At 64.8% G+C, this 21,447-nt stretch carries 16 protein-coding genes; 5 read left to right on the top strand and 11 right to left on the bottom strand.

Features of this window, described 5'->3' with window-relative positions; all coding sequences use genetic code 11:
• The first annotated feature begins 12 nt into the window (after window positions 1-12).
• Entirely contained in the window at window positions 13-1,506 is a 1,494-nt protein-coding gene (locus ACZ0AJ_RS04390) for a leucyl aminopeptidase (protein WP_183550324.1), read from the top strand.
• Window positions 1,507-1,828: 322 nt separating this feature from the next.
• Here ACZ0AJ_RS04390 and ACZ0AJ_RS04385 read toward each other — a convergent pair whose 3' ends face one another.
• From ACZ0AJ_RS04385 to ACZ0AJ_RS04375, 3 genes are all read right to left on the bottom strand, one after another.
• Window positions 1,829-2,215, bottom strand: a complete 387-nt coding sequence (locus tag ACZ0AJ_RS04385; protein ID WP_499452895.1) for a hypothetical protein — start codon at window positions 2,213-2,215, stop codon at window positions 1,829-1,831.
• Between the two features lie 124 nt (window positions 2,216-2,339).
• Window positions 2,340-2,528 (bottom strand): DUF1653 domain-containing protein, encoded by a 189-nt coding sequence (locus ACZ0AJ_RS04380; protein ID WP_499452894.1) that lies wholly within the window; start codon window positions 2,526-2,528, stop codon window positions 2,340-2,342.
• Window positions 2,529-2,541: 13 nt separating this feature from the next.
• On the bottom strand, window positions 2,542-2,889 hold the full coding sequence (locus ACZ0AJ_RS04375) for a phiTE_015 family protein (protein WP_183550317.1): 348 nt from the start codon (window positions 2,887-2,889) through the stop codon (window positions 2,542-2,544).
• A gap of 457 nt (window positions 2,890-3,346) precedes the next feature.
• On the opposite strand from ACZ0AJ_RS04375, the gene xth reads away from it, so the two are divergent.
• Window positions 3,347-4,114, top strand: coding sequence for an exodeoxyribonuclease III (xth, locus tag ACZ0AJ_RS04370; protein ID WP_499452893.1), 768 nt, complete (start codon window positions 3,347-3,349; stop codon window positions 4,112-4,114).
• Here the strand turns inward: xth and ACZ0AJ_RS04365 are convergent.
• From ACZ0AJ_RS04365 to ACZ0AJ_RS04335, 7 genes are all read right to left on the bottom strand, one after another.
• Window positions 4,111-6,711: a bifunctional diguanylate cyclase/phosphodiesterase gene (locus tag ACZ0AJ_RS04365; protein ID WP_499454007.1), complete on the bottom strand. Its 2,601-nt coding sequence runs from the start codon at window positions 6,709-6,711 to the stop codon at window positions 4,111-4,113. The two genes, xth and ACZ0AJ_RS04365, sit on opposite strands and share 4 nt — an antisense overlap.
• A gap of 122 nt (window positions 6,712-6,833) precedes the next feature.
• The gene (gene prpF, locus ACZ0AJ_RS04360) at window positions 6,834-8,027 is read right to left on the bottom strand and encodes a 2-methylaconitate cis-trans isomerase PrpF (RefSeq protein ID WP_499452891.1); all 1,194 of its coding nucleotides are present in this window, start codon (window positions 8,025-8,027) and stop codon (window positions 6,834-6,836) included.
• Window positions 8,024-10,624 (bottom strand): Fe/S-dependent 2-methylisocitrate dehydratase AcnD, encoded by a 2,601-nt coding sequence (gene acnD, locus ACZ0AJ_RS04355; RefSeq protein WP_499452890.1) that lies wholly within the window; start codon window positions 10,622-10,624, stop codon window positions 8,024-8,026. Before acnD ends, prpF begins: the two co-directional genes overlap by 4 nt.
• A gap of 175 nt (window positions 10,625-10,799) precedes the next feature.
• Window positions 10,800-11,960, bottom strand: coding sequence for a bifunctional 2-methylcitrate synthase/citrate synthase (gene prpC, locus ACZ0AJ_RS04350; protein ID WP_499452889.1), 1,161 nt, complete (start codon window positions 11,958-11,960; stop codon window positions 10,800-10,802).
• An 11-nt stretch (window positions 11,961-11,971) separates the two neighbouring features.
• The gene (gene prpB, locus ACZ0AJ_RS04345; protein WP_499452888.1) at window positions 11,972-12,862 is read right to left on the bottom strand and encodes a methylisocitrate lyase; all 891 of its coding nucleotides are present in this window, start codon (window positions 12,860-12,862) and stop codon (window positions 11,972-11,974) included.
• A 245-nt stretch (window positions 12,863-13,107) separates the two neighbouring features.
• Window positions 13,108-14,775 carry a cation acetate symporter gene (locus ACZ0AJ_RS04340; protein ID WP_499454004.1) on the bottom strand — a complete coding sequence of 556 codons (1,668 nt, stop codon included), beginning with the start codon at window positions 14,773-14,775 and terminating at the stop codon, window positions 13,108-13,110.
• On the bottom strand, window positions 14,772-15,080 hold the full coding sequence (locus tag ACZ0AJ_RS04335) for a DUF485 domain-containing protein (protein ID WP_499452886.1): 309 nt from the start codon (window positions 15,078-15,080) through the stop codon (window positions 14,772-14,774). The genes ACZ0AJ_RS04340 and ACZ0AJ_RS04335 overlap by 4 nt, the downstream gene beginning before the upstream one ends.
• Before the next feature lie 175 nt (window positions 15,081-15,255).
• On the opposite strand from ACZ0AJ_RS04335, the gene prpR reads away from it, so the two are divergent.
• The 3 genes from prpR to ACZ0AJ_RS04320 all read left to right on the top strand — a co-directional run bounded on the left by prpR (window position 15,256) and on the right by ACZ0AJ_RS04320 (window position 19,631).
• Window positions 15,256-16,878, top strand: coding sequence for a propionate catabolism operon regulatory protein PrpR (gene prpR / locus ACZ0AJ_RS04330; RefSeq protein WP_499452885.1), 1,623 nt, complete (start codon window positions 15,256-15,258; stop codon window positions 16,876-16,878).
• A gap of 177 nt (window positions 16,879-17,055) precedes the next feature.
• On the top strand, window positions 17,056-18,435 hold the full coding sequence (locus tag ACZ0AJ_RS04325; protein ID WP_499454002.1) for a pyridoxal-phosphate dependent enzyme: 1,380 nt from the start codon (window positions 17,056-17,058) through the stop codon (window positions 18,433-18,435).
• A complete protein-coding gene (locus tag ACZ0AJ_RS04320) occupies window positions 18,432-19,631 on the top strand; it encodes a trans-sulfuration enzyme family protein (protein ID WP_499452883.1) in 1,200 nt (399 codons plus the stop codon). The genes ACZ0AJ_RS04325 and ACZ0AJ_RS04320 overlap by 4 nt, the downstream gene beginning before the upstream one ends.
• Window positions 19,632-19,706: 75 nt before the next feature.
• Here the strand turns inward: ACZ0AJ_RS04320 and ACZ0AJ_RS04315 are convergent, their stop codons facing one another.
• A complete protein-coding gene (locus tag ACZ0AJ_RS04315; protein ID WP_499452882.1) occupies window positions 19,707-21,272 on the bottom strand; it encodes a methyl-accepting chemotaxis protein in 1,566 nt (521 codons plus the stop codon).
• Window positions 21,273-21,447 lie beyond the last annotated feature (175 nt).

Raw genomic sequence — 21,447 nt, 5'->3', positions numbered from 1 at the left:
TCGGAGAACCAAATGGACTTTAGCATAAAAGCATTCGACACAAAAAACACCCTGGCAGCGGCGAAGACCGGCTGTGTAGCAGTGGCGGTGTTCGAAAATAAAAAATTGTCGGCTGCAGCAAAAGCACTCGACGTGAATGGCGAGATCAGCGCGGCGGTCAAGTCCGGCGACATCAGCGGCAAGCCCGGTTCGACCCTGCTGCTGCGCGGCGTTGCGGGCGTGACTGCGGCGCGCGTGCTGCTCGTCGGCCTGGGCGCTGACGAGATCGTTTCCCAGAAAAGCTTCACCACGGGCGCAACCGCCGCCCTGAAAATGTTCGCCACGCTGGGTTCCACGGACGCCATTATCGCATTCCCGCTCGACAGCGTGAAAGAACGCGACGCGAACTGGGCGTTGCAGGCATTGGTGCTGGCCTCGAGCGACGCCGAATACCGTACCGACGCGCAGAAAAGCAAGAAAGAACCGGCACCCGCCGGCGTGCGCAAGGTGGTCATTGCCACGCCGGACGCCGGTAGCGCCAAGGCCGCCCTGGCGCAGGCCGCGGCGATTGCCAACGGCATGAAGCTCACGCGCGACCTGGGCAACCTGTCGCCGAACATCTGCACCCCTACCTACCTGGCACAAACGGCGCGCAAGCTGGCCGACGACTTCGGCTTTGGCCTCGAAGTCCTGGAACGCAAGCAGCTCGAAGCGCTCAAGATGGGCAGCTTCCTGGCGGTTGCGCGCGGCAGCGAAGAAGCGCCGAAGTTCATCGTCCTGCGCCACAACGGCGGCGCGCCAAACGATGCACCGGTCGTCCTGGTCGGCAAGGGCATCACGTTCGACTCGGGCGGCATCTCGATCAAGCCGGGTCCGAGCATGGACGAGATGAAATACGATATGTGCGGCGCCGGGTCGGTGCTGGGCACCTTCCGCGCCATCGGCGAGATGGGCCTGAAGCTCAATGTGATCGGCATCGTCGTCGCCTGCGAAAACATGCCATCGGGTCGCGCCGCCAAGCCGGGCGACATCGTCACCGCCATGAACGGCACCACGATTGAAATCCTCAACACCGACGCTGAAGGCCGCCTGGTGCTGTGCGATGCGCTGTCGTACGCCGAGCGCTTCAACCCGGCCGTCGTGGTCGATATCGCCACGCTGACGGGCGCCTGCATCGTGGCCCTGGGCCACCACACGAGCGGCCTGTTCACCCGCGACGACGCTGCGCACGACGCGCTGGCCGACGAGCTGCTCACGGCCGGCAAGCAGGCTGGCGACGTGGCCTGGCGCTTCCCGCTGGGCGAGATCTACAACGACCAGCTCAAGTCGAACTTCGCCGACCTGGCCAATATCGGCACCCCGGGCGCCGCATCGATCACGGCCGCGTGCTTCCTGGAAAACTTCACCCGCAAGTACACCTGGGCCCACCTCGACATCGCCGGCACCGCCTGGAAGTCGGGCGCCGCCAAGGGCGCCACGGGCCGCCCGGTACCGCTCCTGACCACGTTCCTGATGAATCGCGTGTAAGCAATCCCACTCATCGTGAAAAAGCCCCGCATGCGGGGCTTTTTTTCGTCTCGAACCAGCACATACAGCGGGGGTCAGGTCTGACATTCGGGCACGACCTCAGCCGTACAGCGGGGGTCAGGTCTGACATTCGGACACGACCTCAGCCGTAGCCATTTCCGACGGTGCCTTGCCCAGTATTAACATAGACCTGTGCCAGCTAGTTCCGCTTATCCGATTGTCGAGATCGTGTCCGAATGTCAGACCTGACCCCGGCTTTACCGGCTTCATTGTCGAGTTCGTGTCCGAATGTCAGACCTGACCCCGGCTTTGCTCAAACGGGTCAGAACATCCTTGTTGCTACGGGTTCGGCGCCTGCGGCGGCGGGGGATTTTTCTGCTGGCTGCATCAGTACGGTCAGCGTGGCCGGGTAGCCGTAGCCGGCGCCCGAGTAGCGGTCAACGTAGTGGCCGATGCCGGCCGTCGTGACCAGGTTGCCGACGAGATTACTGGTATTGAGCTGCGCCTGCACGGTTTCGGCGGCGATGGCCACGCCCTGCTTCTTGCAGCTGATCGACAGCGGCCCCTTGTTGCGCGTGACGGTCACGCGGCCCGGGGCGATGACGTACCAGCGGCCGGCGTCATTGCTCAGGATGCAGCCGACCCCACCGATCTCGCGGTAATCGAGCACCGTGCGCACTTCGAGCTGCTGCATGGGGGAATCGGACATGGTCGCGCAGCCGCCCAGCAGGGCAAGCGCGGACAAGACAAGCGGGCGGAGTAGAGGCAACATGGCAACCGTCGAGAAGCAGATGCTTCTTTAACGGCAGTGGCGCGCAAATACTGAGGTGGGATCAGTCGAGGGGCGCGAAACGCGGTTGCGTGGCGCCGCCGACCGTGACGGTATCGAAGAAAGCATCGCGGGGCCGCACCCAGACAGTGCCGCCCTCGTCCCGGTACACGATGACCGGGGTGTGGTCGGATTCCAGCAGCGCCTCGCACACCAGCTCGTAGATGCCGCCCTTGTAGTGGCGGTAACGCATCCGGCAGACCGGGTCAGACCTTTTCGGCCTCGGCCTTCTGCTTTTTCTTCAGGCCCTGGATGACCTTGAGCACGCCTTCCATGCCGGCGGTCTCGTCCAGTTCGCTGAAGGCGTCCAGGACTTCGTTCAGCACGCTGTTGCGCACTGCCGCTTCGTCGGGCGCGATGGCTGGCACAGGGCTGCCATCCTTGCCGAACTTCGATGGCGAATCGGCTGCGGTCTTGGCGCCATGCGCCAGAGCAGCTTGCCAGATCACCCAACGACGCTGGGTCTCGAAAACGAGGTATTCCTCGGGCTTGTCTTCGCGGCGGCGAACGATGTGGCCTTCACGCTGGGCCCATGCTTCAAATGCACTGCGCATTTCTGTCCTTTTCAATTCTGCGCCAGGATGATGAACTCCTGAACGCAATATTTCACAATAGTACCACTAGCGCACGTTGATGGCTTTAAACAACTGTGTGAGCTGTCGACCAACGCTACATCGCGACCAGCCAATGGTACAATGAAAGTTGCACCTACGCAATTTTATTATTACCAAAAAGCAATCCCTCGATGCTGTCGCTTTTTGCGACAAGTACCGGACCCGACTAGTTATAGTCTCGAAGGGCGAATCGGGCAATACTTTTTGGAAAGCTACCAATGAATAGTGTCATCAGGTGTTGTAATTATACCAACCCAGCATCCATAACTCTATCGTTATTTCATGCATGACACGTAATCAATCCGGTAATTTCGTTAATAATAGCCGGTTGGCAAGCAATTCGCCTACACACACTTGAGCGATCAGCAACTTCACAACGTTAACTGTAGATAAACCGATGAAAATTGTCACCTGGAATGTGAATTCTTTGAAAGTCCGCCTTGCACATTTATTGCAATGGCTGGACGCCAATCCTGTTGACGTGCTCTGCATCCAGGAGACCAAGCTGACTGACGACAAGTTCCCGGCCGCCGAACTCAACGCTGCCGGCTACCAGGTCGCATTCTCGGGCCAGAAGACCTATAACGGCGTGGCGATCCTGTCCCGCTTGCCGATTGAAGACGTGGTACGCAACAATCCGCACTTCGACGATCCACAGCAGCGCCTGCTGGCCGCGACGATCGGCGGCGTGCGCTTCATCTGCGCGTACGTGCCCAACGGGCAGGAAGTCGGCTCCGACAAGTACGCCTACAAGCTGGCCTGGCTGGCGGCCCTGCAGACCTGGGTCGCAGCCGAGATGGCTGCGCACCCGCAGTTCGCGATCCTCGGCGACTACAATATCGCGCCCGAGGCGCGCGATGTGCACGACGTGGCCGAATGGGAAGGCCGTATCCATTTCTCGCTGCCCGAGCGCGACGCGCTGCAGGCGCTCATCGCCCTGGGCCTGACTGACGCATTCCGCCTGTTCGAGCAGCCCGAGAAGCAGTACAGCTGGTGGGATTACCGCCAGATGGCGTTTCGCCGCAACCGCGGCCTGCGCATCGATCACATCCTGCTGTCCAATGCACTGGCCGAGCGCTGCACCGCATGCCACATCGACCGCGAGACCCGCAAATGGGAGCAGCCGTCGGACCACGCCCCTGTGGTGGCGACGCTGGCCGACTAACCGGCCAGCAGCCTGCCAATCTGTGCGGCCGGTAACGGCCGTGCAAACAGATAGCCCTGCGCGAACTCACAGCCGAACGAGCGCAGCAGCGCGTACTGCCCTTCCGTCTCCACACCTTCGGCCACCACCGCCAGCTGCAGGCTGTTTGCCAGCGCCATCACGGCCGCCACGATCGCCCGATCCTCGGCGCTCACTTCCAGCTCGCGCACGAAGGCGCGGTCGATCTTGATCTTGCGTACCGGGAACCGCTTGAGGTACGCCAGGCTCGAATACCCCGTGCCGAAGTCGTCGATGGACAGGCACATCCCCATCGCATTCATCTCGCGCAGCGTCTCGAGCGTCTGGCCGCCATGCTGCATCAGGGCCGTCTCGGTGATCTCGAATTCCACCAGGCCCGCGTCGATCCGGGTCTCCTGCACGATGGCGCGGATCGAGTCGACCAGGCCGTGGTGCGTGAACTGGCGCGCCGACAGGTTGATCGCGAGCGGCACGACGTCCAGCCCTTCGCTGCGCCACAACTGGTTCTGCGTGCACGCGGTGCGGATCACCCACTCGCCCACCGCCATGATCATGCCGCTCTCTTCGAGGATCGGGATGAATTCGTCCGGGCCCACCAGCTCACTGCCCCCGCGGCGCCAGCGCAGCAGCACTTCGAGCGCGTGCACGCGGCGCGTGGCGGTGCACATGATCGGCTGGTAGTGCAGCTCGAATTCCCCTCGCGCCAGCGCGCCGCGCAGGCTCGATTCGAGGTCGAAGTGGCGCGCTGCGGCCTGGTTCATGCGCTCGGTAAAAAACTGGTAATTGTTGCGGCCCGCCGCCTTGGCCTGGTACATCGCCGCGTCCGCGTGGCGCATCAAGGTATCGACGTCGCCGCCGTCCTGCGGATACAGGCAGATGCCAATGGACGGCGAGATGTGCAGGCTGCGGCCTTCGATGGCGCACGGCGAGGCCAGCGCCGCGATGATCGCGTCGCCGACCGCTGCAGCAGCAGCGCCCTCCTCGACTCCGGGCAGCAATACGACGAATTCATCGCCCCCGAGGCGCGCCACCAGGTCGCCCGGGCGCACCGAGCGCACCAGCCGGCGCGCGACTTCGCACAGCAGCTGGTCGCCCACCAGGTGGCCAAGCGAATCGTTGATTGTCTTGAACCGGTCGAGGTCGAGGAAGATCAGCGCCAGGCCCGCGCCCGTGTGCGCTTCGTCGCCGCTGGCCACACTGCGCATCGCCGCATCGAGCCGGTCCGACAGCATGGCGCGGTTGGGCAAGCCGGTCAGGCTGTCGTGATAGGCCATGTGGTGCACGCGCGCCTCGGCCTGGCGCCGCTCGTTGATTTCTTCCTGCAGCAGCGCATTGGCGCCGGCCAGTTCGGCCGTGCGTTCGGCCACGCGCACTTCGAGCTCGTCGCGTGCACGCCGCACGGCGTCGGCTGCTTCACGCTGGGCCGTCACGTCGTCCACCAGCCAGACGCTGCGCCCGCGCGTGAGTGCAGCGTCGAACAGGCGCCCGGACAGGCGCGCCCAGAAGCGCGTGCCGTCGCGGCGTACCATTTCATGCTCGGCCATGTGGGCCTGGCCAGTGGCGAACTGCGTCTCGGATACGGCGCGCGCCGCCAGCCAGCTGTCCTGGTCGGGATACAGTTCGCGTACCGGCGCGCCGTCCATGCCGCCGGGCGGTGCGCCGAACAGCTCTTCCATCTTGCGGTTGCAGTGCAGCGTGCGGCCGTTCTCGACGACGGCGATGCCCAGCACCGCATTATTCAGGATCGCGCGGTTTTCCATCAGCGCCTCGCGCAGCGACTGCTCGTCGCCCTTCTCGCGGGTGCGGTCTTCGAGCATCCAGATCGTGCCCTTGTCCGGGTCGAGCGGATTGACCTGGTAGCCGATCATCAGGACCCAGGCCGGCGCGCCGTCCTTGCGCACGAGGATGCGTTCGGTGCGAAACGGCCGGCCATCGGCCAGTTGCGGATAGGCATCTAGGCCCAGCGCGCGGTACGCCTCTTCGTCCGGATACAGCACGCGCGTGGAGACACCGATCGGCTCATCGGCGGCATAGCCGAACATCGTGCAGAAGGCAGGATTGGCGCGCCGGATCACGCGGTTACGGGTGAACATGACGCCGATCGATGCGTTGGTCATGATCGCCTGCATTTCACTGGCCGCCTGGCGCGCCTCGGTCACATCCTCGACGATCCAGATCGTGCCCGCGCTGCGGTCGCCCGGTTCGACCGAGCAGCCGCGCAGGCGCGCCCAGAAGGGCGAGCCATCACGGCGCCTAAACTGCTGCTCGCTCTTTTCGAACATGTCGCCCCGCCCCAGCACGGTGAATGCTTCGGTGGCCAGGGCCTGATACGCCTCGGGCGACACGCACACGTCCGGCAGCGAAATGGTATCGACTTCATGCTGCGCATAGCCGAACATTTCGCCCAGGCGCGGGTTGAATGAACGAATCTGGTGGGGCTGGGTGACGGCAATGCCGACCGGTGCGTGCTGGAAGATTGCGCGTTGTTCGCGCACCGTGCGGCGCACGCCCACTAAGCCACGCGCAGGCGCGCCAGGGGACGGTACATCAGGAACGTGCGGGGTCGAAAATCCATCCATCGTCGAGGCAGGCAAGCTATTGGTTATGATGATCCGGCGAGTTGCCAATTAGCAACCACTGAAGGTCAATCATAACCTGTAAACACCCCGTTACTCCAGCCTCGCGCGACGAGAAAGCGACACTAACCGGGCACCCGCACCCAGCCTTCCATCAGGACGCGAGCGCTGCGGCTCATGCTGGCTTTGGCAACGCGCCACTGCCCGTCCTCCAGGACTGCTTCGGCGCCCACCCGCAGCGTGCCGGACGGATGACCGAACCGCACCGCCGAGCGCTCGCCGCCGCCGGCCGCCAGGTTCACCAGCGTGCCCGGAATGGCCGCCGCCGTGCCGATTGCCACCGCCGCGGTGCCCATCATCGCGTGGTGCAGCTTGCCCATCGACAGCGCGCGCACCAGCAGGTCGATCTCGCCCGCCGCCACTTGCCGGCCACTCGACGATACGTAGCCGGCCGCCTTGGCCACGAACGCGACCTTCGGCGTGTGCTGGCGCTTGCCTGCCTCGTCGATGCTGGCGATGAGGCCCATGCGCAGTGCGCCGTGGGCGCGGATCGTCTCGAACACGGCCAGTGCGCGCGGGTCGCCATTGATCGCGTCCTGCAGCTCGGTGCCATCGTAGCCCAGCGCCCCGGCCTCGACGAAGATGGTCGGGATGCCCGCGTTGATCAGCGTGGCGCGCAGCACGCCCACCCCGGGCACGTCGAGTTCATCGACCAGATTGCCGGTCGGGAACATGGCGCCGCCACCGCCCTCTTCCTCGGCGGCCGGATCCATGAACTCGAGCTGCACCTCGGCTGCCGGGAAGGTCACGCCATCGAGCTCGAAGCCGCCCGTTTCCTGCACCTGGCCGGCGGCCATCGGGACGTGGGCGAGGATGGTCTTGCCGATATTGGCTTGCCAGATGCGTACCACGGCCACGCCGTCGTGCGGCACGCGCGCCGGATCGACCAGGCCTGCGGCAATCGCGAACGTCCCCACCGCTGCGGACAGGTTGCCGCAATTACCGCTCCAGTCGACGAACGGCTTGTCGATCGCCACCTGGCCAAACAGGTAGTCGACGTCGTGCTCAGCGCGCGCGGACGCCGCGACGATGACGGCCTTGCTGGTGCTCGACGTGGCGCCGCCCATGCCGTCGATCTGCTTGCCGTACGGGTCGGGGCTGCCGATCACGCGCAGCAGCAGCGCGTCGCGTGCGGGGCCCGCCACGCGGGCGTCTTCCGGCAGGTCGTCCAGCTTGAAGAACACGCCCTTGCTGGTGCCGCCGCGCAGATAGGTGGCAGCGATCCGGCGCTGGGGAGAATACGTGGTCGATTCCATCATGCCGCCTTCACCGTCGATTCAAGAAAATCCTGCGCGAAGCGTTGCAGCACGCCGCCGGCTTCGTAGATGGCCACTTCTTCGGCCGTATCGAGCCGACACGTCACAGCCACCTCGACCCGCTCGCCGCTCGCGCGGTTGATGACCAGCGTGAGCTCGGCGCGTGGCGTGCGCGCGCCGATCACATCGAACGTTTCGGTGCCGTCGATGCCCAGGGTGATGCGGTTCTCGCCCGGCTTGAATTCGAGCGGCAGCACGCCCATCCCCACCAGGTTGGTGCGGTGGATGCGCTCGAAGCCTTCGGCCGCAATCGCCTCGACGCCCGCCAGGCGTACGCCCTTGGCCGCCCAGTCGCGCGACGAGCCCTGACCGTAGTCGGCGCCGGCGATGATGATCAACGGCTGCTTGCGCGCCATGTAATGCTCGATCGCTTCCCACATGCGGGTCACTTCACCCTCCGGCTCGATGCGCGCCAGCGAACCGGCCATCACCTTGCCATGGCTGTCCTTCACCATCTCGTTCTTGAGTGTTGGATTGGCGAACGTCGCGCGCTGCGCCGTCAGGTGGTCGCCCCGGTGCGTGGCATACGAATTGAAGTCTTCTTCAGGCAGGCCCATCTTCGCCAGGTATTCGCCAGCGGCCGAGTCGAGCAGGATCGCGTTCGACGGCGACAGGTGGTCGGTGGTGATGTTGTCACCCAATACCGCCAGTGGCCGCATTCCCGCCAGCGGCCGGCTGCCGGCCAGCGCGCCTTCCCAGTACGGTGGCCGGCGGATATAGGTGCTCTGCGCCCGCCAGTCGTACAGCGGGCTGACGGCGGCGCCATCGTCGGCCACGCGCGCAAACATCGGCGTGTAGACCTTGCGGAACTGTTCCGGCTTGACGCTTGCGGTGACCACGGCGTCGATTTCTTCCTCCGATGGCCACAGGTCGGCCAGGCGGATTTCGCGCCCGGCGCTATCCAGCCCCAGCACATCCTTCTCGATGTCGAAGCGGATCGTGCCGGCAATCGCGTACGCCACCACCAGCGGCGGCGAGGCCAGAAAGGCCTGCTTCGCGTACGGATGGATGCGGCCATCGAAATTGCGGTTGCCCGACAGGACCGCCGTTGCATACAGGTCGCGCTTGATGATTTCGTCCTGGATCACCGGATCCAGCGCGCCGCTCATGCCGTTGCAGGTGGTGCAGGCAAAGGCGACGACGCCAAAGCCCAGCTGGTCGAGCTCCTGGCTCAGGCCCGCTTCGTCAAGGTACAGCGCCACGGCCTTCGAGCCGGGCGCCAGCGAACTTTTTACCCAGGGTTTACGGGTCAGGCCAGCGCGGTTGGCATTGCGTGCCAGGAGGCCCGCAGTGACCATATTGCGCGGGTTGCTGGTGTTGGTGCAGCTGGTGATCGCGGCGATGATGACGGCGCCATCGGGCATCTGGCCGGGTGTGTTTTCCACCACGCCCGAGATGCCGCGCGCGGCCAGTTCAGACGTCGGCACGCGCTTGTGCGGATTGGACGGCCCGGCGATATTGCGCACCACGTTTGATAAATCGAACGACAGCGTGCGTTCGTATTCGGCCGTCTGCAGGCTGTCGGCCCACAGGCCGGCGTGCTTTGCATACGTCTCGACCAGGTGCACGGTCGCATCGTCGCGCCCTGTCAGGCGCAGGTACTTGATGGTTTGCTCGTCGATGTAGAACATCGCGGCGGTGGCGCCGAATTCGGGCGCCATGTTCGCGATCGTCGCGCGGTCGCCCAGCGTCAGCGCAGATGCGCCAGCGCCGAAGAATTCCAGGTAGGTCGAGACGACTTTGGCATTGCGCAGGAACTCGGTCAGCGCCAGCACGACGTCGGTCGCCGTGATGCCCGGCTGCGGCTTGCCGGTGAGTTCAACGCCGACGATGTCCGGCAGGCGCATCCACGAGGCGCGGCCCAGCATCACGCTCTCGGCTTCCAAGCCGCCAACGCCGATCGCAAGGACGCCAAGCGCGTCGACCATCGGCGTGTGCGAATCGGTGCCGACCAGCGTGTCCGGATAGGCCACGCCGCGCTCCGCCTGAATCACGGGCGACATGCGCTCGAGATTGATCTGATGCAGGATGCCGTTCCCGGGCGGGATCACGTCGACGTTCTTGAAGGCCTTCTTGGTCCAGTCAATGAAGTGGAAGCGGTCTTCGTTGCGGCGGTCTTCAATGGCGCGGTTCTTGGTGAACGCATCCGGATCGAACCCGCCGCATTCGACGGCCAGCGAATGGTCGACCACGAGCTGCGTCGGCACGACCGGGTTGACCAGCGCCGGGTCGCCCCCTTGCAGCGCGATCGCGTCGCGCAGGCCGGCCAGGTCGACCAGCGCGGTCTGGCCGAGGATGTCGTGGCAGACCACGCGCGCCGGGAACCACGGAAAATCGAGGTCGCGCTTGCGTTCGATGAGCTGCTTCAGCGAATCGCGCAGGGTCGCGGGCGCGCAGCGGCGCACGAGGTTTTCGGCCAGCACGCGCGACGTGTAGGGCAGCGTGGCGTAGGCGCCAGGCGCGATGGCGTCGACGGCGGCGCGGGTATCGAAATAATCGAGCTCCGTGCCCGGCAGGGGTATGCGGTAATCAGTATTCATGGCGGTGTTCGATCTTTTTAGCTAACCCCGAAACCGTCATTCCCGCGAAGGCGGGAACCCAAGTCAATTAGCAAGCCAGGAACGCTGATAGCGGTCACCTGGGCTGAACTTGGATTCCCGCCTGCGCGGGAACGACGTGCCGGAGTTGGTGGTCAAGTGGCTGCGCTTATTTGCGTTACTTGCGCTCTGCCAGCGGCACGAACTGCAGATCTTCCGGCCCCACGTAGTTGGCGCTCGGTCGGATGATCTTGTTGTCGATGCGCTGCTCGATGACGTGCGCCGCCCAGCCCGACGTGCGCGCGATGACGAACAGCGGCGTGAACATCGCCGTCGGCACGCCCATCATGTGGTACGACACGGCCGAGAACCAGTCCAGGTTCGGGAACATCTTTTTCACGTCCCACATCACGGTCTCGAGGCGCTCGGCAATGTCGAACATCTTCATCGAGCCGCCCTCTTCCGACAAGGTGCGCGCCACTTCCTTGATCACCTTGTTGCGCGGGTCCGAGATCGTGTACACCGGATGGCCGAAGCCGATCACGACTTCCTTGTTGGCCACGCGGTTGCGGATATCGGCTTCGGCTTCGTCCGGGTTGTCGTAGCGCTTCTGGATATCGTGCGCGACTTCGTTGGCGCCGCCGTGCTTCGGTCCGCGCAGTGCGCCGATCGCGCCGGTGATGGCCGAGTGTATGTCCGAGCCGGTGCCGGCAATCACGCGGGCGGTGAAGGTCGAGGCATTGAATTCGTGTTCGGCGTACAGGATCAGCGACGTGTGCATCGCGCGCACCCACGATTCCTTTGGCGCAAAGCCGTGCAGCAGGTGCAGGAAGTGGCCGCCGATCGAATCGTCGTCGGTATTCACGTCGATGCGTTTGCCGCTGTGGCTGAAGTGGTACCAGTACAGCAGCATCGAGCCGAACGATGCCATCAGGCGGTCGGCGATATCGCGCGCGCCGGTGATGTGGTGGTCGTCCTTCTCGGGCAGCGTGCAGCCCAGGACCGACACGCCCGTGCGCATCACGTCCATCGGATGGGCATTGGCCGGCAAGGCTTCGAGCGCGCTTTTCAGCGCCTGCGGCAGGCCGCGCAGCGAACGCAGCTTGGCCTTGTAGCCGCGCAGTTCGCCGTCGTTCGGCAGCTTGCCGTGCACCAGCAGGTAGGCGATTTCTTCGAATTCGCTGGTGGTGGCGATGTCGAGGATGTCGTAGCCGCGGTAATGCAGGTCGTTGCCCGACTTGCCGACCGAGCACAGTGCGGTGTTACCAGCGGCGACGCCGGACAGGGCGACGGATTTCTTCGGCTTGAAGGTCGGGGTTTCCTGGTTCTGCGTAGTCATGTGCGGTCTCCTTACTTGACTTTGTTCTGGGCAAACAGCGCGTCGAGCTTTTGCTCGTAGCTGTGGTAATCGATGCGGTCATACAGTTCGGCGCGCGTCTGCATCGTGTCCAGCACGTTCTGCTGGGTGCCGTCGCGGCGGATCGCGGTGTAGACGTTTTCGGCGGCCTTGTTCATCGCGCGAAACGCCGACAGCGGATACAGCACCAGGCCGACGCCGGCGCCGGCCAGCTCATCGACGGTAAACAGCGGCGTCGCGCCGAACTCGGTGATATTGGCCAGCACCGGCACCTTGACGGCGTCGGCGAAGCGCTTGTACATGTCGAGCGTCGTCATCGCTTCCGGGAAGATCATGTCGGCGCCTGCTTCGACACAGGCCACGGCGCGCTCGATCGCTGCGTCCAGGCCTTCGACGGCCAGCGCATCGGTGCGCGCCATGATCACGAAGTCGTCATCCAGACGGGCATCGGCAGCGGCGCGGATGCGGTCGACCATTTCTTCCTTGCTGACGATTTCCTTGCCCGGCCGGTGGCCGCAGCGCTTGGCGCCGACCTGGTCTTCGATGTGGCAGGCCGCCGCGCCGGCTTTGCTGAGCGAACGCACGGTGCGCGCGACATTGAAGGCCGACGCGCCAAAGCCGGTGTCGACGTCGACCAGCAGCGGCAGATCGCAGACGTCGGTGATGCGGCGCACGTCGACCAGAACATCGTCGAGGTTCGAGATGCCCAGGTCAGGCAGACCGAGGGAGCCGGCAGCGACGCCGCCACCGGACAGGTAGATGGCCTTGAAGCCGGCGCGCTTGGCCAGCAATGCGTGGTTGGCGTTGATCGCGCCCACGACTTGCAGCGGGGATTCATCGAGGATCGCCTGGCGGAAGGCGGCGCCTGCGGAAAGTTTGCTCATGCTGGTCCTTGTCATCACGGTGAAGAAGTTATGGTCTTCATTGCAAGCACCGTGCCAGCGCCGGTTGATCCGCGATGTCCCGACATTTCAAGCACTTGCGTGCCTATTCTACCCAAATCGTCCTCAAACACACCGGCCATTGTTTCACTCTGAAACACCAGTTTGAAACATGAAACACGCAGGCGCAAAAAAACCGGGTGGCGCCTTGCAGCGCACACCCGGTTGACTGGATAGTTCAGCCGGTCTTAGTGACCCGACGCGCCCGATGCGCCGATACCGGTCTCGGCGCGCACCTGCTGCGCTTCGAAGCCTGCACGGTCGATCCGGGCACGAGGACCCTTGTCGGTGATCGAGAACAGCCAGATACCGATGAAGCCCACTGCCATCGAGAAGATCGCTGGCGAGGCGTACGGGAAGATCGCGGCCGGATGGTGCAGCACATCGACCCACACCGATTTCGACACGATCGTCAGGCCCACTGCCGTGGCCAAGCCCAGGAAGCCGCCGATCGTGGCACCGCGGGTGGTGCAATCCTTCCACAGCACCGACATGAACAGCACCGGGAAGTTGGCCGATGCGGCAATCGCGAAGGCCAGCGACACCATGAAGGCGACGTTCTGCTTCTCAAAAGCGATACCCAGCACCACGGCCACGATACCCAGGCCGATGGTGGTGATCTTCGATACGCGCAGCTCGTTTTCGCTGGTGGCATTGCCCTTCTTGAACACGGTCGCATACAGATCGTGCGACACGGCCGAAGCACCCGACAGCGTGAGACCCGCCACCACAGCCAGGATGGTCGCGAACGCCACCGCCGAGATGAAGCCCAGGAACACGTCGCCGCCCACGGCCTTGGCCAGGTGGACCGCCGCCATATTGTTACCGCCCAGCAGAGCACCGGCTGCATCCTTGAATGCCGGGTTGGTACCCACCAGCACGATCGCGCCGAAGCCGATGATGAAGGTCAGGATGTAGAAGTAGCCGATCCAGGTGGTTGCCCACAGCACTGACTTGCGCGCTTCTTTTGCGCTCGGGACGGTGAAGAAGCGCATCAGAATGTGTGGCAGGCCGGCGGTACCGAACATCAGCGCCATGCCGAACGAGATGGCCGAGATCGGATCCTTGATGAAGCTGCCCGGGCCCATGATGGCGGTGCCCTTGGCGTGCACTTCGGTCGCGGTCTGGAACAGCTTGGCCGGGCTGAAGTTGTATTGCGCCAGCACCGAGAACGCCATGAACGACGCGCCCGACAGCAGCAGCACGGCCTTGATGATCTGGACCCAGGTGGTGGCCGTCATGCCGCCGAACAGCACGTAGACCATCATCAAAATACCGACCAGCACGACGGCGATCCAGTATTCCAGACCGAACAGCAGCTTGATCAGCTGACCCGCGCCGACCATCTGCGCGATCAGGTAGAACGCGACCACGACCAGTGTGCCGGAGGCCGCGAACACGCGGATCGGCTTTTGCGCGAAGCGGTACGAGGCCACGTCGGCAAACGTGAAGCGGCCCAGGTTGCGCAGGCGCTCGGCCATCAGGAACGTGATGACGGGCCAGCCGACCAGGAAGCCGATCGCGTAGATCAGGCCATCGTAACCGTCGAGGAACACGGCGGCCGAGATACCGAGGAACGACGCAGCCGACATGAAGTCGCCCGCGATCGCCAGGCCATTCTGGAAACCGGTGATGCCACCACCAGCGGTGTAGAAGTCGGACGCCGACTTGGTCTTGGCGGCAGCCCACTTGGTGATGAACAGCGTGCCGACGACGAACAGCGCGAACATGCTGATCGCGGTCCAGTTGGTCGGCTGGCGTACGGCCTGGCCCATGTCGGGCGCGGCGTGGGCCAGGCCGGTGGCGGCCAGCAGCACGAGTGCCAGCAGCGAGGAGGTGCGAGCGCCGGCCATCATGCGCCCACCTTTGCACGGATGGCGTCGCTCAACTCGTCGTATTCGCGGTTGGCGCGGCGCACATAGATGCCGGTAATCAGAACGGTGAACAGGATGACGAACAGGCCCAGGGGAATGCCCCAGGTGATGACACTGTCGCCGATCGGGGTGCCCATGAACTCCTTGTTGAACGCGACCAGCAGCGTGAAGCCGTAGTACACGATCATCATGGCCCAGGTCAGCGTCCAGCCGAAGCGGGAACGGATGCGTTTGAGTTTCTGGTAATTGGGGTCGTTCTTGACCCGTTCTACGATGTCTTGATCCACTTTGTCTCCTGATTCTTTTGTTGGTGCCGTGGTTCGGCTGCCTTTTTGGCTGCGACCCATCCTACGGGCATGCCCTTACCGGATTCTTACGCCGGGTGCCTAATTTCGACCGGTCGTTCGGTGATTGGGCGTTTCAGGCTGAAACATTGGCCATCTTTTGCACTACACTTGAAACATGGATTCCCCACGCTCTTCTTCCGCTGGCGACAAGCCCATTATCTGGACCGTGTCGGTCTCGCGCCTGTCCGCCCTGTTTCGCGACATCACCGTCGAATACGATCACCTGGCGTCGATCGAGCCGCTGCACATCGGGTTCGACGAGGCCGCGACGCACATCCGCGAGCGGCTCGCCACGGAACACTGCGACGTCGTGATCGCCGCCGGCTCGAACGCGGCCTGGCTCAAGAGCCGCGTGTCGGTGCCGGTGGTCGCGGCCCGGGCCAGCGGCTTCGACGTGCTGCAGGCGCTCACGCGCGCGCGCAAGCTCGCCGGCAACGCCCCCGGCGCCATCGGCGTTGTCAGTTACGGCGCCCTGCTCCCGGAGCTGGCCGAATTCGCGGCCGGCTTTGGCCTGGACTTGGTCCAGCGCAGCTATGTGACGCAGGAAGATGCGCGCGCCGCCGTCGACGAACTCAAGGCGCTGGGCGTGGCCGTCATCGTCGGCGCCGGCTCGGTGACCGACCTGGCCGAAGAAGCGGGCCTGCGCGCCGTGTTCCTGTATTCGGCGGCGTCGATCCGGCAGGCGTTCGACGATGCACTCGAACTGGCGCGTCTGACCCGGCTCGAGGTCGACCGCAGCCGTGGCCGCAGCCGAACCGGCAGCACGGCCCCTGACAAGCAACGGCTGCGGCGCGGCCTGAACGACCTGCGCGGCGATTCGCCCGCGATGCAGCAGCTGCGCCAGACCGTCGTGCTGTACGCGCGCTCGCCCAGCACCGTGCTGATTGAAGGCGAGACCGGCAGCGGCAAGGAACTCGTGGCGCAGGCGATCCACCGCGAAAGTCCGCGCCGGGATGCGAACCGCCCGTTCGTCGCCGTCAATTGCGGCGCGATTGCCGAGTCGCTGCTGGAATCGGAACTGTTCGGGCATGAAGACGGCGCCTTCACCGGCGCGCGCCGCGGCGGCCACGCGGGCCTGTTCGAAGCGGCCAATGGCGGCACGCTGTTTCTCGACGAGATCGGCGAAATGCCCCTCGGCCTGCAAACGCGCCTGCTGCGCGTGCTCGAAGAGCGCGAAGTGATGCGCGTGGGCGGCACACGGCCGGTGCCGATCGACGTGCGCGTGATCAGCGCCACCCACTGCGACCTGGAGGCGCGCGTGCGCGACGGGCGCTTCCGGGCCGACCTGTTCTACCGCCTGGCCGTGCTGCGCCTGGCCCTGCCGCCGCTGCGGGCACGGGTGCAGGACATCGCGCCGCTGCTCGAATGGTCGCTCAAGGGCGCACTGGCTGCGCTCGATGCGCGTCCGCATCCGAACCTGCTGGCCGAACTGAAAGCGTGCACGCCGCTCCTCACCAGCTATGCGTGGCCCGGTAACGTGCGCGAGCTGCGCAACCTGACCGAGCGCCTGGCGCTGTTCCTGGCGGCCGAGCCGCTGCAGGCGCTGACGCCGGGCTTCATGCTGTCGGTGGCGCCGGAGCTGGCGCGTGGTGCAGCCCCTGCCGATGCCGCGGCCGGGCCAACGCAGGAATCGGCCACCGCGGTGCTGGCGCGCTTTGGCGGGCAGCGCGACCTGGCGGCCGGTCATCTGGGGATCAGCCGTACGACGCTGTGGCGGCGGTTGAAGGCGGAAGGCTGATCTTTGCGCTCTGACCTCTGATCGCTCACCCTTAAGACGCTCCAAAGCAACGTCCACCGAAAACTCGTATCATGATTCTTTGATATGGCCTGGCGCCAATCCGCGCCAGTTCCTCGTAGCATGCCGGCCGCAGCGCCCCTATCCGCGGCGCCACAGTCTGGCCCCACGGAGGCAAATATGCAACATGCGTCGCAAGCGGCTCTGTTTTCCCTGATTGGCGATACCCCGATGGTCGAAGTGACCCGCATCGATACCGGGCCCTGCCAGCTGTTCCTGAAGCTCGAATCGCAGAACCCCGGCGGCTCCATCAAGGACCGTATCGGCAAGACGATGATCGAACAGGCCGAGCATGACGGCCTGCTCAATCCCGGCGGCACCGTCGTCGAAGCCACTGCCGGCAATACGGGCCTGGGCCTGGCGCTGGTCGCGCGCATCAAGGGCTACCGCGTCGTGCTCGTCGTGCCGGACAAAATGGCGCCCGAGAAAATCCTGCACCTCAAGGCGCTTGGCGCCGAAATCCACCTGACCCGCTCCGACGTCGGCAAGGGCCATCCCGAGTATTACCAGGATCTCGCTGCGCGGCTGGCCAAGCAGATTCCCGGCGCCTGGTTTGCCGACCAGTTCAACAACCCAGCCAATCCGCGCGCCCACGAAACCACGACCGGCCCCGAAATCTGGGATCAGGCCAAGCACAAGCTGGACGCGATCGTCCTCGGGGTCGGCTCGTCCGGCACGCTGACCGGTCTGTCGCGCTACTTCAAGAAAGCCGCGCCGCAGCTCGAATTCATCCTGGCCGATCCGAAAGGCTCGATCCTGGCCGAATACGTCGAGACCGGCCACGTGTCGCAGCATGCCGGCTCATGGGCCGTGGAAGGCATCGGGGAAGACTTCATTCCCGGCATCGCCGACCTTACCCGCGTCAAGAAGGCGTACACGATCACCGACGAGGAAAGCTTCGCCACCGCGCGCCTGCTGCTGCAGCAGGAAGGCATCCTGGGCGGCTCGTCCACCGGCACGCTGCTGGCGGCAGCGCTCAAATACTGCCGCGCGCAGACGCGTCCGAAGCGTGTCGTTACCTTCGTCTGCGATACCGGTACGCGTTATCTCAGCAAGGTGTACAGCGATGGCTGGATGGTCGACCAGGGCCTGATCACGCGCCCGAAAACGGGCGACCTGCGCGACCTGATCGGGCGCCGCCATGATGCCGGCGAAGTCATCACGCTGGCGCCATCGGACACGCTGCTTACTGCATTCAACCGCATGCGCTCGAGCGACCTGCAGCAACTGCCCGTGATGGACGCCGAAGGACGCCTGGCGGGCCTGATCGATGAATCCGACCTGCTGCTGAAAGTGACGCAATCGAACGACCATTTCAGCGCGCCGGTGTCGTCCACGATGACGGCCGACCTGCAAACCCTGCCCCCTGGCGCGAGCATGGCGCAACTGCGCGACATCCTCGACCGGGGCCTGACTGCCGTAATCGCCGACGGGCCGCAGTTCTTTGGCCTGATCACGCGCTACGACCTGCTCAATCACCTGCGAAGGACACTCTCGTGACCCATCCGGACACCAAACACACCATCGAATTCAAACGCCACCTGGCCACCCGCGTCATCCACGGCGGCCAGTCGCCCGAACCCGCGACCGGCGCCGTGATGCCGCCGATCTTCGCCACCTCGACCTATCGCCAGGAAAGCCCGGGCGTGCACCAGGGCTTCGACTACGGCCGCTCGCACAACCCGACCCGCTTTGCGCTCGAACGCTCGCTGGCCGACATCGAGGGCGGCCGCGCCGCCTTCGCGTTTGCCTCGGGCCTGGCGGCGATTGCCGCCGTGCTGGAACTGCTGCCCAGCGGTTCGCACGTCGTCGCTGGTGACGACATGTACGGCGGCACCTACCGCCTGTTCGAGCGCGTGCGCCGGGACAGCGCCGGGCACACGTTCAGCTACGTCGATTTGTCCGACCCGGACGCGCTGGCCGCCGCCATCACGCCTGCCACACGCATGGTGTGGGTCGAGACGCCTACCAACCCGATGCTCAAGCTGGCCGACCTGACTGCCATCGCGAGCCTGTGCCACGCGCGCGGCATCCTGTGCGTGTGCGACAACACGTTCGCCAGCCCGATCATCCAGCGCCCGCTCGAACACGGGGTCGACATCGTCGTGCACTCGACCACCAAATACATCAACGGCCACTCGGACGTGATCGGCGGCGTCGCCATTGTCGGCGCCAACGACCACCAGACCGGCCTGGCCGAGAAGCTTGGCTTCATCCAGAACTCGGTGGGCGCGATCCAGGGCCCGTTCGACAGCTTCCTCGTGCTGCGCGGGATCAAGACGCTGGCCCTGCGCGTGGAGCGCAGCAGCGGCAACGCGCTATTGCTGGCGAACTGGCTCGAGCAGCAGCCGCAGGTCCGCAAGGTGCATTATCCGGGGCTGGAATCGCATCCGCAGCATGCATTGGCGCGCAACCAGATGCATGGCGGTTTCGGCGGCATCGTGTCGATCGACCTGGACACCGACATCGATGGCGCGCGGCGTTTTCTCGAAGCGTGCGAAGTGTTTACGCTCGCCGAAAGCCTGGGCGGCGTGGAGAGCCTGATCGAGCATCCGGCGCTGATGACGCATGCGAGCATTCCTCCCGAGCGGCGTGCCGAGCTGGGGATTGGCGATGGGCTGATCCGGTTGTCGGTCGGGATCGAGCATATCGATGATCAGCGTGAGGATTTGCGGCGGGCGCTGGCGGCGATTTGATTGGTTGAGTTGCTGTCATCATTCCGGATGACCTTACTGCCAACCATCACCGCGTGCGCGGCATAGCCGCGCACCCTACGCCAGCAACAGAGGCTCTTGACGTAACTTGAACGTCGCCACCAGCGCCGACAACTCCGCGGCCTGCTGACGCATTGAGGCGGCTGCTGCTGCCGCTTCTTCCACCATCGCCGCATTCTGCTGGGTCGAGAGGTCCATCTCGGCAATGGCGCGGCTCACTTGCGTGACACCGTTGGCCTGACCGGCGCTGGCGGTGTGGATCTCGCCCAGGATGCCGGCCACGTCATGCACGTGCTGCAGCATCGTGCGCATGGTCGAGCCGGCTGCTTCGGCGATGCCGGTGCCGGCCTCGATCTCGCGCGACGATTCGCCGATCAGCTTCTTGATTTCCTTCGCCGCGCCAGCGGAGTGTTGCGCCAGGTTGCGCACTTCGGCCGCCACCACGGCAAAGCCGCGCCCCTCGCTCCCCGCCCGCGCCGCTTCCACCGCGGCGTTCAGGGCCAGGATATTCGTCTGGAAGGCGATGCTGTCGATCATCCCGGTGATGTCCACGATGCGCGCGGCCGACGCCTTGATCGCCCCCATGCGCACGACCAGCTGACCCACGGCCTGCGCGCCCTCGGCGGCCACGCCGGACGCGGTCTGGGCCAGCGCATTGGCCTGCTGCGCGTTGGCGTTGTTGCTGGCGATGGCGCCCGACAGTTCATCCATCGCCGTCACCGTCTCGCGCAGCGATTCGGCCTGGCGCTCGGTGCGGATCGACAGGTCCTGGTTGCCTTCGGCGATTTCGCTGGAGGCGGCGTCGATTGCCTGCGCCCCTTGCAGCACTTGCGCCACGGTGCCCGAGACGCCGTGCGTCATGCCATTGAGTGCGTCGAACAGGCGGCCGATTTCATCGGTACGGGTGTGGCTGATGGTCGGGCGCAGGTCGCCATGGGCCACCTGCTCGGCCAGTGTCGCGGCTTGCCTGAGCGGGCCTACCAGATTGCGGGTCAGGAGCCAGGCCAGGCCGCCGGCCACGGCCAGCGCGGCGCCACCCAGTGCCAGCAGCAGCGTCTTGCTGAAGCTCGATTCCGCTGCCGACGCGTCGGCCAGGCGGTGCGCTTCGGTGCTCTCGTGGGTGAGCAGGCCCTCGAGCGCGGCGACTTCGGCGCGATAGGCCGGCTCCCAGCGCTTGGTGAGGATGTCTTCAACGAGGCCCGTCTGGCCCAGGTCCTTGGCCTTGAACAGATCGGCCTGGGTCGCGGCCAGCGCCGCCTTGTTGGCACTGGCGCCTTCGATCAGCGTGCGCTCCTGGGCCGTGGCCGGTAGCTTGCCCAGTTTCGCCTCGATGTCGCTGGCGAGCTTGCGGCCCTCGGCCAGTTGCGCACCAAAATAATCGCCCAGTTCCAGGCTGTCGCTGCGCGCGATCGACACGGCGCGCGAGCCATTCAGGCGCGCAATGCCCAGCAGCTCGGACGTCAGTTGTTGCTTGACCAGCTTGTCGTCCACCAGGTTCGACGTGATGACGTCGGCCGCGTGCATGCGCCAGACGGCAACAGCGGCAATGAGAACGATGACGAGGGAGAGGATGCCAAAGGCGCCGATGAGCTTGGTAAATGTATTGCGCGGTGCGAGTCGCATTGGGTTCTTCGTGAGAGTGAAACAGCGTGTACGCACAGTGTAGGAAGTAACGATGACAGGCATGTGAAATGGCTCGCCAGTAACTCCGATTGCATCGAAGAAATGCGCAATCGACGTTACGTGTGGGTTCCGCTCGGCATAAAAAAAGCCCGCGGCACTTGCGTGCGCGGGCTTT

The sequence above is a fragment of the Telluria sp. AC161 genome (assembly GCF_979258535.1).
This window is presented reverse-complemented; position numbering and strand designations above follow the sequence as displayed.

Coding starts and splice junctions, on each gene's coding strand:
- prpR (WP_499452885.1), top strand. CDS start 15,256: ATGGATTCCCCACGCTCTTCTTCCGCTGGCGACAAGCCCATTATCTGG.
- ACZ0AJ_RS04340 (WP_499454004.1), bottom strand. CDS start 14,775: ATGATGGCCGGCGCTCGCACCTCCTCGCTGCTGGCACTCGTGCTGCTG.
- ACZ0AJ_RS04380 (WP_499452894.1), bottom strand. CDS start 2,528: ATGCGTTACCGCCACTACAAGGGCGGCATCTACGAGCTGGTGTGCGAG.
- ACZ0AJ_RS04390 (WP_183550324.1), top strand. CDS start 13: ATGGACTTTAGCATAAAAGCATTCGACACAAAAAACACCCTGGCAGCG.
- ACZ0AJ_RS04325 (WP_499454002.1), top strand. CDS start 17,056: ATGCAACATGCGTCGCAAGCGGCTCTGTTTTCCCTGATTGGCGATACC.
- ACZ0AJ_RS04375 (WP_183550317.1), bottom strand. CDS start 2,889: ATGCGCAGTGCATTTGAAGCATGGGCCCAGCGTGAAGGCCACATCGTT.
- ACZ0AJ_RS04315 (WP_499452882.1), bottom strand. CDS start 21,272: ATGCGACTCGCACCGCGCAATACATTTACCAAGCTCATCGGCGCCTTT.
- xth (WP_499452893.1), top strand. CDS start 3,347: ATGAAAATTGTCACCTGGAATGTGAATTCTTTGAAAGTCCGCCTTGCA.
- prpC (WP_499452889.1), bottom strand. CDS start 11,960: ATGACTACGCAGAACCAGGAAACCCCGACCTTCAAGCCGAAGAAATCC.
- acnD (WP_499452890.1), bottom strand. CDS start 10,624: ATGAATACTGATTACCGCATACCCCTGCCGGGCACGGAGCTCGATTAT.
- ACZ0AJ_RS04365 (WP_499454007.1), bottom strand. CDS start 6,711: ATGGATGGATTTTCGACCCCGCACGTTCCTGATGTACCGTCCCCTGGC.
- ACZ0AJ_RS04385 (WP_499452895.1), bottom strand. CDS start 2,215: ATGTCCGATTCCCCCATGCAGCAGCTCGAAGTGCGCACGGTGCTCGAT.
- prpB (WP_499452888.1), bottom strand. CDS start 12,862: ATGAGCAAACTTTCCGCAGGCGCCGCCTTCCGCCAGGCGATCCTCGAT.
- prpF (WP_499452891.1), bottom strand. CDS start 8,027: ATGATGGAATCGACCACGTATTCTCCCCAGCGCCGGATCGCTGCCACC.